Raw genomic sequence first — 12,600 nt, forward strand, 5'->3', positions numbered from 1 at the left:
GACGTCCCCGCACACGGTACGGGACCGAGTGCGGGGACGGACGGAACTACCGGGTGCGACGCTGTCAGCCCTTGAAGCGCGGGAAGGCGCTGCGGCCGGCGTAGACCGCGGCGTCGTCGAGGATCTCCTCGATGCGCAGCAGCTGGTTGTACTTGGCGACGCGGTCCGAGCGGGCCGGGGCGCCGGTCTTGATCTGACCGCAGTTCACGGCGACCGCGAGGTCGGCGATGGTGACGTCCTCGGTCTCGCCGGAGCGGTGGGACATCATGCACTTGAAGCCGTTGCGCTGGGCCAGCTCGACGGCGTCCAGCGTCTCGGTCAGCGAGCCGATCTGGTTGACCTTGACCAGGAGGGCGTTCGCGGTGCCCTCCTCGATGCCGCGGGCCAGACGCTCCGGGTTGGTGACGAAGAGGTCGTCGCCGACGATCTGGACCTTGGAGCCCAGCTTGTCGGTGAGGACCTTCCAGCCGGCCCAGTCGTCCTCGTACAGCGGGTCCTCGATGGAGACCATCGGGTACGCGGAGACGAGCTCCTCGTAGTACTCGGTCATCTCGGCGGCCGAGCGGGACTTGCCCTCGAACTCGTACTTGCCGTCCTTGTAGAACTCGGACGCGGCGACGTCGAGCGCGAGCGCCACGTCGGTGCCCGGGGTGTAGCCGGCCTCCTTGATGGCCTCGACGATGAGGTCCAGGGCGGCGCGGTTCGACTCAAGGTTCGGGGCGAAGCCGCCCTCGTCGCCGAGGCCGGTGGAGAGGCCCTTGCGCTTCAGCACGCCCTTGAGCGTGTGGTAGATCTCGGCACCCCAGCGCAGCGCCTCGGAGAAGGACTCCGCGCCGATCGGGGCGATCATGAACTCCTGGATGTCGACGTTGGAGTCGGCGTGCGACCCACCGTTGAGGATGTTCATCATCGGAACGGGCAGCAGGTGCGCGTTCGGGCCGCCGAGGTAGCGGAAGAGCGGGAGGTCCGAGGCCTCGGAGGCGGCGTGCGCGACGGCGAGGGAGACGCCGAGGATGGCGTTGGCGCCGAGCGAGCCCTTGTTCTCCGTGGCGTCCAGGTCGAACATGGCCTGGTCGATCAGGCGCTGCTCGGTGGCGTCGTAGCCGACGAGCTCCGGGCCGATCTGCTCGATGACGGCGAGGACGGCCTTCTCGACACCCTTGCCCAGGTAACGGTTGGGGTCACCGTCGCGAAGCTCGATGGCCTCGAACGCACCGGTGGAGGCGCCGGACGGAACAGCAGCACGACCGGTGCTGCCGTCGTCGAGGCCGACCTCGACCTCGACCGTGGGGTTGCCTCGGGAGTCCAGGATTTCCCGGGCTACGACGACGTCGATGGACGGCACGAGCATCTCCTTTTTGGGATGTGACGCTGGATGTGACGCATGGCCGGTGCAGGGTCGCTCGGCCTTGCGACAAGAGCCTAACCGGCTCGGAGGCTCCGGCCAGCCGGACGCCCGCCCCCTGGGACGAAAAAGGACCCAAGGGCATGCATCTCGGGATGAAGGGCCTCAGATCTACTGGGCGGTAACCGTTGTCACCGTCAGGTCCTCCCGGAAGTCCTCCCCGAAAAAGGGGGAACCCCGGCCCGACGCGCACGGGGGATGGGCGCGTCGGGCCGGGGTGGTCACCGCGGGAGGGTCGGAGGGGCCGCGTGAGCCGCCGGACTCACGCGAGCCGCCGGGCTCACTTCAGGTGAAGCTGCTGGCCCGGGTAGATGAGGTCGGCGTTCTCGACGACGTCCTTGTTCAGCTCGAAGAGCTTGGCCCAGCCGCCCTTGACGCCGTGCGCCTGGGCGATCTTGCTGAGGGTGTCGCCGGCGACGACCTTGTACTCGCCGTCACCCTTCTTGACCTTCTTGCCGGTCGGGGTGGTGACCGTCTTCTTGGCGGCGGCCTTCGGCGCGGCCTGCTGCTGCGTGGCCGGCTTGGGGGCCTTGCGCTGCTCGCTGCGGGTGGTCGGCTGCTCGGCCTTCCGCTCCTGCTGCGGCTGCTGGGTGCTCTGCTGCGGCGCGCTCTCGACGGCGCCGGCCGGCGAGGCGCCGGAGAGGCCCACGCCACAGGACGGCCAGGCGCCCTTGCCCTGGCCCGCGAGGACCTTCTCGCCGATGGCGATCTGCTGGGACTTCGACGCCTGGTTGGCGGTCGAGGCGTAGGCGGTGCCGCCGTACGCGGCCCAGGTGGAGGCGGAGAACTGCAGGCCGCCGTAGTAGCCGTTGCCCGTGTTGATGGACCAGTTGCCGCCGGACTCGCACGCGGCGACGGTGTCCCACTCGGAGACCGTGGCGGCCGAGGCGGTGCCCGCGGTCATCAGCGGGGCGGCGACGGCGACACCGGTGACGCCGACGAGCGTGGCGACCTGGGTGGCCTTGGAGGGACGGCGGTGTTTGCCCTTACCGGAAAACAGCATGGAGATTCTCCTCACCGACGCCTGTGAGGTGAGCTGTCGGGTTCGGGCCGGAAGAGTTGCCCGGCCGCGTGTCCTAGCACGCGGCTTCACCCCAAGCCGATCGTCGGCCGTCTGTCTCAACGGCCGGGACCGGCACTTACCTTGGGTCCCCCACTCCTGCCTTCGGCGCTTACGCGACGACTGTTCCCATCGGCCGACGGCAGGATTCGGCGTTTCGGTCGACGGGGCCCGCGGTGGCGAGCGGTGACGACCGTAGACACAGACCCACCGGAAGTTCAAAGAGGCGTATTGCGGAAATACCGCCCCTACTTGCCTTCCGGTGGGGGGTGTTTGTGCAGGTGAGAGGTGACGGAAGCAAAGTTTGCGGGCGGAACACGCCAGTTGGGACGAAGAGACCCATGTCTCACTTGCCCAGAACCGGACATACGCCCGCGAATCACTCCGCCGTCGCGCTCGAACCGTTCGTCAGGTCGAGGCTCTGACCAGGAAGGATGAGGTCCGGATCGATGCCCACGGTCTGCCGGTTGGCGTCATAGAGGGCGGTCCAGCCTCCGGGGAGTTCGTTCTCCTGTGCAATGTCGGACAGGTTGTCGCCCGGCTGCACGAGATAGGCGCCCGGCTTGCCCTGACTGTCCGTTGCGTCCGATTTCTTCGAGGCGTCAGCCGCCGGGGCCTTCGCGGGCTTTTCAGCCAGTTCGTCGCCGGATGAAGCATGTCGACCCGATTCAGCCGAAGTGTCCGGCTTGCCGCTTTCCTCCGGGGCGGCGTCGCCCCGATGCTTCCCGGTTCCGGGAGTGGCCGACGACAGGTCGCCCTTCGGCACTCCGGGCGTGGTGGGTGCACCGGGCGCCCCAGGCGTACCGGGCGCACCCGGCGTAACAGACGCATCGGGCATGCCCGGGGTGGTCGGCGCGGTCGCGTCGGTAGGAGCGGACGGACCCCCCGGGGTCGTCGACGTGACGGGAGCGGTCGGCGAGACGGGCGCGGTGGGCGACACGGGAGCGGTCGGCGAGACCGTCCCCGTGGCCTTCTTCGCGGCCCCGTGGGAGGCGGCGGTGTCCTTGGAGGCCTCCGGGAGCCCCGAGGTCCGGTTCGACTCGACGACCGGGCCCGTGGGGGCCTTCGGGATGCTCGTGGGGCCGGGATCCACGCCGGTGGCCGTGCCGTCGTTCGTCAGGCCGGCGATCGGTGCGCAGGTGGCCCACTCGGTGGAGCCCTTGGCAAGGGCCTTCTCGGCCACCGCGATCTGCTGGGCGCGGCTCGCCAGGTCGGCGCTGGGCGCGTACGTCAGGCCGCCGTTCCGCTCCCAGCTGTCCTGGGTGAACTGGAGCCCGCCGTACATGCCGTTGCCGAAGTTGGCGCTCCACTGGCCGCCGGACTCGCACTCGGCGACCCGGTCCCAGGTGGCGGCGTCGGCGGCGGAGGCGGACCCGGTGGCGAGCAGCGGCAGCGCCATGGCGGATCCGGTCACGCCCGCGGCGACGACGATGGCGGGGGCCTGACGGGGGCGACGGTGTCGTCCGTTCCCGGAACGCATAGGGGCGCCTTTCGCGTGACGGCTGTGATGACGGCCCGAGTTGTCGGACCTGGCCGAGTTACTCAACCAAGTTGACGAACCGAGCTGACGGGGAAGGTAGCCGTATTCGAACGCTCATCACAAGTCGATGCACCCCCGATCACGTGAAGATCACAGTTCTGATGGATCGTCACCTTGTGAGGGTCGTACGGAAGGGGAGAACTCCACCGGAAGCGTGCGCAAACCACGCATGATGAGCCCCCCGCGCCACCGCAGTTCGGCCGGATCGGCGGCAAGTCGCAGGTCCGGCAACCGGGTGAGGAGGGTGGCCAGCGCGGTCTGTCCTTCGAGGCGCGCGAGCGGCGCGCCGAGGCAATAGTGGATGCCGTGCCCGTACCCGAGGTGCTGGTTGTCGCGCCGTGCGAGGTCGAGCGTGTCCGGCCCGTCGAACCGCTCCGGGTCCCGGTCGGCGGCCGCGAGCACCACGAGGACGGGGTCCCCCGCCGGGATGTCCTGCCCGCCGATGGTCAGCGGCTCGGTCGCGTACCGCCAGGTGGCCATCTCCACCGGCCCGTCGTACCGCAGCAGTTCCTCGACCCCGGTCTCCAGGAGCCCGGTCTCGCCCGCCGCGATCGAGGCCTGGAGCAGCTCGCGCTGCTCGGGGTGGCGCAGGAGCTGGTACATCCCGTTGCCGATGAGGTTGACGGTGGTCTCGAAGCCGGCGAAGAGAAGGATGAAGGCCATGGCGGCCGCCTCGTTCTCGGTGAGGTGCTCGCCGTGGTCCGAGGCCTTGATGAGCCCCGAGATGAGGTCGTCACCGGGTTCCTCGCGCTTGCGGTGGATCAGCTCGGCAAGGTAGCCGCGCATCTTCTTCACCGAGCGCGCGACCCCGCCGCGCGGGCCGCCGCCGTGCCGGATCATCATCCCGGCCCAGTCGCGGAAGTCGTCCTGGTCCTCCTCGGGCACCCCGAGCAGGTCGCAGATGGCGTAGATGGGCAGCGGGAAGGCGAACTCGTGGATGAGGTCCGCGCTCCCCTTCTCCGCGAAGGAGTCGATGAGCCGGTCGGTCAGCTCCTGCACGCGCGGGGTGAACTCGGCGACCCGGCGCGGGGTGAAGGCCTTCGAGACGAGCCGCCGCAGCCGGGTGTGGTCCGGCGGGTCGATGTTGAGCAGATGCGTCATCAGCTCGGCCTTGCGCTCGCCCGGGATGCCCGTCTTCCCCTTGGCGTGCGGGGACTCGTCGTGGTGCGCCGGGTTCTTGGAGAGCCGCTGGTCGGCCAGGGCCTGCCGGGCGTCCCCGTACCGGGTCACGAGCCAGGCCTCGACCCCGCTGGGGAGCGTCGTCCGGTGCACGGGCGCGTGCTCGCGGAGCCAGGCGTACGCGGGGTACGGATCGCTCGCGAACTCCCAGGTGAAGAGCTCGGGCGCGGGCTCGGGCGCCGGTGTCGGTGCGGGTCCGGAGACGGGGCCGGAAGCGGGGCCGGAGACAGGGCAGGAAGAGGGGCCGGTGCCGGGGGTGGTGCTCACCCCCCGACCGTACAGGGGGTCCGGAACGTGCGGTCTGTCAGATCATGTGATCAAGAACGGTGACGTGCCCTAGATTCTTGTCGGTGGATCCTCAGATGCTCAGAAGCACGTTCGCGGTCGTCGAGAGACGGGCCGAACACGCCGTCACCTTCTTCTACTCGCATCTTTTCTGGAACAACCCCGCCATGCGCGAGCTGTTCCCCGAGGACATGCAGCCCCAGCGGGACCGGCTCTTCGCCGCGCTCACCCATGTGGTGACCCGCCTGGAGGACCCGGGGCTCGCGGAGTACCTGGGGCAGCTGGGCCGCGACCACCGCAAGTTCCTCGCCTCCCCCGCGCTCTACGCCGCCGTAGGGGCGAGCCTGCTCGCCGCCTTCGCGCACGCCGCCGGGGCCGCCTGGACCCTGGAGGCCGAGAAGGCCTGGACCGAGGCGTACGGACATGTCGCCGACCTGATGCTGGCGGGCGCCGATGAGGCCGCCGGGGCCGGGGAGCCCGCCTGGTGGGACGCGGACGTCGTCCGGCACGAGCGGTACGGCGAGGACCTGGCCGTCCTCACCCTGCGGCCCCGGCAGCCCCTCCCCTTCCTCCCCGGGCAGTACGTCAGCGTCAGCTCGCTGCGCGTCCCGCGCGTCTGGCGCACCTACTCCCTAGCGGACGCGCCCCGCCCCGACGGCACGGTCGAGCTGCATGTGAGCCGGATCCCGGGCGGCGCGATGAGCACGGCCCTCGTCGACGAGACGAACCCGGGCGAGACCCTGCGGCTCAGCGCGCCCGGCGGCGGCCTGACCGCACGGACGGAGCCGGGCGGACTCCGTACCTATATATGCGCGGGTACGGGCTGGGCCCCGGTGCGGGCCCTGCTCGCGGAGGCGGCGGAGACCGAGCCGGAGCTGAAGGGCCGGCTGTTCGTCGTGGCGCGCGCCAAGGGATATCTGTACGGGCGGGAGGACGCGGAGCGCCTCAAGGAACGTCTCGCCGGGCTCAGCGTCACCTACATCACCTCGGCCCCCGGCCACCGCAAGGACCAGGCGACCGAGCGGCTCCTCCAGGCGCTGCGGGCCTGCGTCCACTGGGCCTCGCACGACGTCTACCTCGCCGGCCCGCCCGGCTTCCTGACCGAGGTCGCCGAGGCGCTGATGGAGCTGGGCACCGATCCGGACCGGATCCACCACGACACCCTGCAGCCCGTGGGCCGCTTCACCGTCCGCCCGAACACCGCGGCCGAGCGCCTTCTGGGCCCGCCCGCACCGCTCTGGCACAACCCGGGCGCCCGCGCACCGCGCGAGCGCTGACCCACCGGGGCCGCCGGGGTTCGCCCCCGACGACCGCCCGCCGCGCGAGCTTCGGCGAGAGCCGCCCGGGGCCGGCCACGAGCTCCTACGCCTTCACGCCCTCCGCCGCGCGGATCGCGTCCCGGTACGTCCGGGCCGCCGCGCGCAGGGCCTCCTCCGGGTCCACGCCCTCCGCCTCCGCCCGTACCGCGAGGGCGAGCAGTTCGTACCCGATGCCCTTCTCGGCCGGGACGGGCACGTCGAGTCCCGCCGTCCGCACCCGGCCGCCGAGCTTCGCGCCGAGCGCGAGCCCCGGCTGTCCGAGCGGCACGCCGTCGGTGACGGACTCCCGCTGCTTCTCGATCGCCTTGGTGCGCAGCCAGGTGGCCCGTACGTCCTCCGGCGTCTCCGCCTTCTCGTCCCCGAAGACGTGCGGGTGCCGGTGGATCAGCTTCTCGACGAGGGTCCCGGCGACGTCGTCCACGGAGAAGGGCTCCTCCGGGTCGTCCTCGGCGATCCGGGCGTGGAAGATCACCTGGAGGAGGACGTCCCCGAGTTCCTCGCGCAGCTCGTCCCGGTCGCCGTCCTCGATGGCCTCGACGAGTTCGTACGCCTCCTCGATGCCGTACTTGGTGAGTCCCTTGTGGGTCTGCAGGGAGGACCACGGGCATGCGCGGCGGATGCGGTCCATGATCTGCACGACGTCGAGGAGCCGGGCGCCGGGCAGGTCGTAGGAGCCGGGCAGCAGCTCCAGATCGGGCATCGTGAGACGGCCCGAGCCGGCCAGCCGGGCGAGGCCGTCGGTCAGCGCCCGGTCGCCCTCGCCGGAGGGCAGCAGCAGGACCGTACGGCCGCCGGCGCACGCCTCGACGAGTTCCTCCGCGGTGGGCCGGAGGTGCTCGACGGCGACCCCGGCCTCCCGCAGGTACGGCAGCTGGGGGTGGTGCTCGTCGGGGCAGAGCACCCGGTCCGCGGCGCCCAGCGCCTGCCAGGCGGGCCAGGACAGCAGTCCGGGCGCCACGCGGTGGCTGGCGGTGAGCAGAACGATGCGGCCGGGGCTCTCAGAAGTCACCCCTTGAACTTACTCCGCCTCACGCACCGGCCGGGACGGCGCCGGGGTCCTGGCTGATCTGCCGCAGCCAGGGCGCGGTGCTGCCGGTGAGCCGGACCTGGGCGTCGTCCCAGGCGCCGTAGCGCGGGTTCACGTCGATGGCGAGGTCCTTGGAGGCGGCGGAGAAGACCTCCGTCAGCTTCTTCTGGCCCTCGGGGGTGTCCGTGACGCCCAGCTTGGCGGCGATCTTGTTCATGAGGACGTTGCGGCGGACGACGTCGTCGATCTCGCCGGGCGCCACGCCCTGCTCCTGGAGGAGGACGGTGGCGAGCTGGTCCTCGCCGCCGCTCTCGCGGACGAAGGCGGTCCTGGTCTGCTGGAGCTCGGCGCGGGTGACGGTGACGCCGTTGTCCGCGGCGACCTTGTCGACGACCCGGTCGAAGATCATGCCGTTGAGCTTGCGGCGGGGCAGGTCGCCGGTGGCCTGGACGAGCTGGACGGCCTGCGGGGAGCGCTCCTGGGCGGTGCGCACGTCCTTCACCTGTGCCTGCAGGCTGGAGACGTCGATCCGTTCGCCGCCGACGACGGCCGCCGCTCCTGGGTGGGCGTCACTGCCGCAGGCGGTGAGCAGCGGGGCCGCGGCGAGAAGCGCGGCGGAGACGGTGAGCGCAGTGCGGCGGTGCAAAGGAGCCTCCCGGGCTGGTCGTGCGTCAGTTGAACGACCTTGCGGTGATCGATGTTAGGGAGTCGCCCGGGCCGGAGCCACTACTTCGGTGCGACTGTTTCCCACAACGACTCACCCGCACGCCGGGTGTCGGCCCGTACCTGTCCGGTCTCGGCCCCCTCCGGTGTCCCGCCGTGCGGTCCCTCGTGTGTCTCCTGCACCAGGTAGTGGGGCCGTCGCTTGACCTCGTAGTAGATGCGGCCGACGTACTCGCCTATCAGTCCGACCATCACCATCTGCACGCCGGCGAGGGCGGTGACGGCGACGAGGAGGGTGACGTAACCGGGGGTGTCGACGCCGTTGACCAGCGCGTCGCCGACGATCCAGGCGGCGTAGCCGAGGGCGACGAGGACCAGCAGGAAGCCGAGGTGGACGGCGGCGCGGAGCGGCTTGTTGTTGAAGGAGAGGAGGCCGTCGAGGCCGTAGTTGAGGAGCTTGCCGAAGGTCCACTTGGAGCGGCCCTGCTCGCGGACGGCGTTCTCGTACGAGAACGTCGTCGTCCGGAAGCCGACCCAGGAGAAGAGGCCCTTGGAGAAGCGGTTGTACTCGCCGAGGCCGAGGACCGCGTCGACGGTACGGCGGGACAGCAGCCGGAAGTCCCCGACGCCGTCGACGAGCTCGACGTCGACGAGCCGGTTGATCGCCCAGTAGTAGACGCGGGCGGTCAGGGTGCGGGTGACGCGGTCGCCCTCGCGGGTGCGGCGGGCGACGACCTGGTCGTACCCCTCGGAGTGCAGCGCGACCATGCGGTGCACCAGCTCGGGCGGGTGCTGGAGGTCGGCGTCCATGATCACGACGGCGTCGCCCGCGGCGTCGCGGAGCCCGGCCAGCATCGCCGCCTCCTTGCCGAAGTTACGGCTGAAGGAGACGTACCGGACGTGGTGGGGGTCGCGCGCGGCGAGCTTCTGGAGGAGCGGGAGCGTCCCGTCCCGGCTTCCGTCGTCCACGTAGACGATCTCGAACTCGCCGTCCAGCTTGGCGAGTTCATCGGTCACATGGTCGTGGAAACGGGCGAGGACGTCTTCCTCGTTGAAGCACGGGACGACGATCGAGAGCAGCACGCGGACCACGACAACGGAGCCCGGTGTCCCGGCCGGTCCGCGTGGATGGCCTTCAGGCGACCATTGAATGAACTGGGTGGCGGGGCCACGCTCTTCCCGGTCGGACGCTGGCATATTCGAACCGTCATGTCGAACAAGAAACGCCCGTGCCTCCTCGCCGCGCTCCTCACCGTGCTCGCCGTCTGCGGCGGGGACTCCGTCGCCCGGGTCTTCCCCTTCGGGCCGCGCCACCGGGCCGTCAACGACCTCGCCAACCAGTTCGTGCCGTTCCACGCGCACCTGTGGGACCTGCTGCGCGGCCGGGCGGACGGCGGTCTCCTGCTCGACTGGCAGGCGGGCTTGGGCACCGGTTTCCTCCCCGACTACGGCACCTATCTGTCGAGTCCCTTCGCCCCGCTGGTCGCGCTCTTCCCGCGCGGGGACATCGAGTACGCGGTGTACGCGATCACCGTCCTGAAGACGGCGGTCGCGGCGGCGGCCATGACGTACCTGCTGCGCCGCCTCGGCCCCGGCACCTGGTGGTGGGCGTCGGTCCTGGGCGCCTCGTACGCGCTCTGCGGCTGGTCGCTCGCGGAGGGCACGTACAACCCGATGTGGCTGGACGGCCTGATCGCGTTCCCGCTGCTCTGTCTGGTGGGCGAGTGGGCACGGGAGGGCAGACGGCCCCTGCTCGGCCCGCTGGTGGTCGCGGTCTGCTGGGTCGCGAACTTCTACACGGCGTACATGGCGACGCTCGGCGCGGCCCTCGTCCTCCTCGTCAGGCTGGCGGTGACGGACTCCTCCGGGACGCGTACGGCGCCGACGGACTCCTTCGGGACGCATACGGCGGTCCGGGCGGCACTGCGGGCGGTGCTGCGGGCGGGCCTGACGACCGGGATCGGGATCGCCCTCGCGGCCCCCGTCCTGATCCCCGTCTTCCTCGGCTCGCGCCACGCCCACCCGGGCCTGGTCAGGGAGTTCGACCCGGCGCCCGCCACCGACGTGCTCGCCCGGCTGCTCCCGGTGACGTACAGCTTCGCGACCCCGGCGGCCTTCGTCTCCACGGCGGTGCTGCTGCTCGTGGGCGCGCTGCTGTTCCGCCGGGACGTCCCCGGCCGGGAGCGGGCGCTGTGGGCGGGCCTGTGCGGGGTGGTCCTGGCCTCGATGCAGTGGGGCCCGACGCACCTCCTGTGGCACGCCTTCGCCACCCCGAACGGCAGCCCGTACCGGCAGACCTTCGTCCTCTCGGGCGTCCTCGTCCTCGCCGCGTGGACGGGCTTCGCCCACGGCCTCCCCGACCGCCGGGCGCTGCTCGGCGGGACGGCGGTCGTCGTGGCCCTGACGGCCGGGGCGCTCCCGAGCCCCTTCCTGACCTCCTGGGCGGTGCTGCTCACGGCGGCGGGCCTGGCGGCGGTGGCGGGCGCGCTGCTGCTGCCGGGGCGCGGCCGGTACGGGGTGCTCGCGGCGCTCCTGGTGATGGGCACCCTCCTCGGCCAGGCGTCGGCGACGACGGCGTACGCGGACCGGGAACGCCTGGTCCGGCTCGACGACTACCCGCCGTGGGGCGCCGAGCAGGAACGTCGGGCGGCGGCGCTCGCGAAGGCCGACGGCTGGCCGGCGTACCGCACGGACGCGGGTCTGCCCCGGGTGGCGGGCAACGATCCGCTGCTCCTGGGCGGACAGGGCGCCGCGTACTACAGCAGCCACACCCCGGCGGTCCTGACGGAGACGCTGACGGCACTGGGCGGCGGCTGGACCTCCCGGGGCCGGAACCTGCTGAGCCTGGACAACCCGGTGACGGACGCGCTGTTCGGGGTGGGGGCGAGGTGGCGGGAGGGTCGGGTGATCCGCTCAAAGCCGCTGCCGCTGGTGACGGTACGACCGCCGGGCCCGCCCCCGGCCTACAGCGGGTCCCCCTTCCGCAACCAGGAACTCCTCCTCGGCACCCGGGTGTACGAGGCTCCGGGGGCCGGCGGCGCGTGCCCGGTCGGCACGGAGGTCTTCCTCTGGGCGCCCGACGCGACGGGCACGGCACGCCTGGGCACGTACGAGACCCGCCTGCTGGGCGGCCGGCCGAAGCGACGGGCGGCGCTGACGTCGCTGGGCGTGCAGGAGAGGGCGGGGGCGGTGGCGCTGGTCCCGGGCGGCGGTAGCGCCGAGATCGGCTGCCTGGACCACGACCGCCTGCGGACGGCCCTGACGGCGCTCCGCGCCCGTGCGGCGACGTCGGTCGAGGTCACGTCCGACGGCCTGACGGCCACGCTGCCACCCGGCACGACGGGCACCGTGGTGGTGGCGGCCCCGAGGATCGCGGGCTGGCGCTGCGAGGGCAGGCCGGCCGATTCGTACGGCGGCCTGCTCGCGATCGAGGCCGGACCGGGGACGACAAGCGTCACCTGCGAGTTCCGCCCTCCGGGCCTCCGCGCGGGCCTCGCGGCGGGGGCGGCGGGCGCGCTACTGCTCGCCGCGCACCTGTGGCTCGGCGCCCGGTCCCGCCGGAGGACGCGGGCCCCGGCCGCCCGGACCCGCCCGGGGGCCGAGGACCCGGCCCCGCTCAGCCCGTGACGGTGACGATGCGCCAGCCCACGGCGCCGGCGGCGCCGGGCCGTTCCTGGACGGTGAGCGAGAGCTCGGCGGGCGCGCTGGCGATCCGGTGCGTCACGGGGACGCCGTCGCACGGCACGGCCGGGATCTCCTCACCCGCGACGGCGGGCACGACGGCCCCCTCACCGGCACAGACGAGAGCCAGCTGATAGGCGGCCCCCTTCTTCAACACGGTACGGAGGTGCAACCCGTCCTCCACCCGCTCGGTCCCGGACGCCACGAACTCGGGATCGTCCGGGGAGACGGTGTCCAGGGCAGCCTTGACGCGCTTCTCCTGCGCTGTTGCCGCCGTGCTGCGACTCGCCGGTGCGGATGTGGCGGAAGTGGCGGGTGAGGTGGACGAGGTGGCCGCCGGGGCGGCCCCTTGGCCGGTGCACCCCACGCCCCCGATCCCGAGGAGCCCGAGCGCGGCCCCCGTCAACAGATACTCGCGCAGCCTGGTCATCAACTGATCTC

At 71.9% G+C, this 12,600-nt stretch carries 10 protein-coding genes and 1 riboswitch; of the genes, 2 read left to right on the forward strand and 8 right to left on the reverse strand.

The window, feature by feature from the left end; translation table 11 throughout:
• Positions 1–64: 64 nt before the first annotated feature.
• From eno to OG514_RS08975, 4 genes are all read right to left on the reverse strand, one after another.
• Positions 65–1,351 carry a phosphopyruvate hydratase gene (eno, locus tag OG514_RS08960; RefSeq protein ID WP_266892655.1) on the reverse strand — a complete coding sequence of 429 codons (1,287 nt, stop codon included), beginning with the start codon at positions 1,349–1,351 and terminating at the stop codon, positions 65–67.
• A gap of 334 nt (positions 1,352–1,685) precedes the next feature.
• Positions 1,686–2,408: a transglycosylase family protein gene (locus OG514_RS08965; protein WP_266892657.1), complete on the reverse strand. Its 723-nt coding sequence runs from the start codon at positions 2,406–2,408 to the stop codon at positions 1,686–1,688.
• Between the two features lie 3 nt (positions 2,409–2,411).
• A riboswitch (cyclic di-AMP (ydaO/yuaA leader) is annotated at positions 2,412–2,586 on the reverse strand.
• Between the two features lie 258 nt (positions 2,587–2,844).
• Positions 2,845–3,945 carry a transglycosylase family protein gene (locus OG514_RS08970; RefSeq protein ID WP_266892659.1) on the reverse strand — a complete coding sequence of 367 codons (1,101 nt, stop codon included), beginning with the start codon at positions 3,943–3,945 and terminating at the stop codon, positions 2,845–2,847.
• Between the two features lie 150 nt (positions 3,946–4,095).
• On the reverse strand, positions 4,096–5,451 hold the full coding sequence (locus OG514_RS08975; RefSeq protein ID WP_266892661.1) for a cytochrome P450: 1,356 nt from the start codon (positions 5,449–5,451) through the stop codon (positions 4,096–4,098).
• Between the two features lie 95 nt (positions 5,452–5,546).
• Between OG514_RS08975 and OG514_RS08980 the strand changes: the two genes are divergently transcribed.
• Positions 5,547–6,746, forward strand: coding sequence for a globin domain-containing protein (locus OG514_RS08980; RefSeq protein ID WP_266892663.1), 1,200 nt, complete (start codon positions 5,547–5,549; stop codon positions 6,744–6,746).
• Between the two features lie 85 nt (positions 6,747–6,831).
• On the opposite strand, the gene OG514_RS08985 is transcribed toward OG514_RS08980, so the two are convergent.
• The 3 genes from OG514_RS08985 to OG514_RS08995 all read right to left on the reverse strand — a co-directional run bounded on the left by OG514_RS08985 (position 6,832) and on the right by OG514_RS08995 (position 9,561).
• Positions 6,832–7,797, reverse strand: coding sequence for a nucleoside triphosphate pyrophosphohydrolase (locus OG514_RS08985; protein ID WP_266892665.1), 966 nt, complete (start codon positions 7,795–7,797; stop codon positions 6,832–6,834).
• A 19-nt stretch (positions 7,798–7,816) separates the two neighbouring features.
• Complete coding sequence (locus OG514_RS08990; RefSeq protein WP_266892667.1) at positions 7,817–8,461, reverse strand: SurA N-terminal domain-containing protein; 645 nt, start codon at positions 8,459–8,461, stop codon at positions 7,817–7,819.
• Positions 8,462–8,541: 80 nt separating this feature from the next.
• Positions 8,542–9,561 carry a glycosyltransferase family 2 protein gene (locus tag OG514_RS08995; RefSeq protein ID WP_266892669.1) on the reverse strand — a complete coding sequence of 340 codons (1,020 nt, stop codon included), beginning with the start codon at positions 9,559–9,561 and terminating at the stop codon, positions 8,542–8,544.
• Between the two features lie 126 nt (positions 9,562–9,687).
• Between OG514_RS08995 and OG514_RS09000 the strand changes: the two genes are divergently transcribed.
• Positions 9,688–12,105: a YfhO family protein gene (locus OG514_RS09000; RefSeq protein WP_266892671.1), complete on the forward strand. Its 2,418-nt coding sequence runs from the start codon at positions 9,688–9,690 to the stop codon at positions 12,103–12,105.
• Here the strand turns inward: OG514_RS09000 and OG514_RS09005 are convergent.
• Positions 12,095–12,589 carry a hypothetical protein gene (locus OG514_RS09005; protein ID WP_266892673.1) on the reverse strand — a complete coding sequence of 165 codons (495 nt, stop codon included), beginning with the start codon at positions 12,587–12,589 and terminating at the stop codon, positions 12,095–12,097. The two genes, OG514_RS09000 and OG514_RS09005, sit on opposite strands and share 11 nt — an antisense overlap.
• Between the last annotated feature and the right edge of the window lie 11 nt (positions 12,590–12,600).

The sequence above is a fragment of the Streptomyces sp. NBC_00572 genome (assembly GCF_026341815.1).
Lineage (GTDB): Bacteria > Actinomycetota > Actinomycetes > Streptomycetales > Streptomycetaceae > Streptomyces.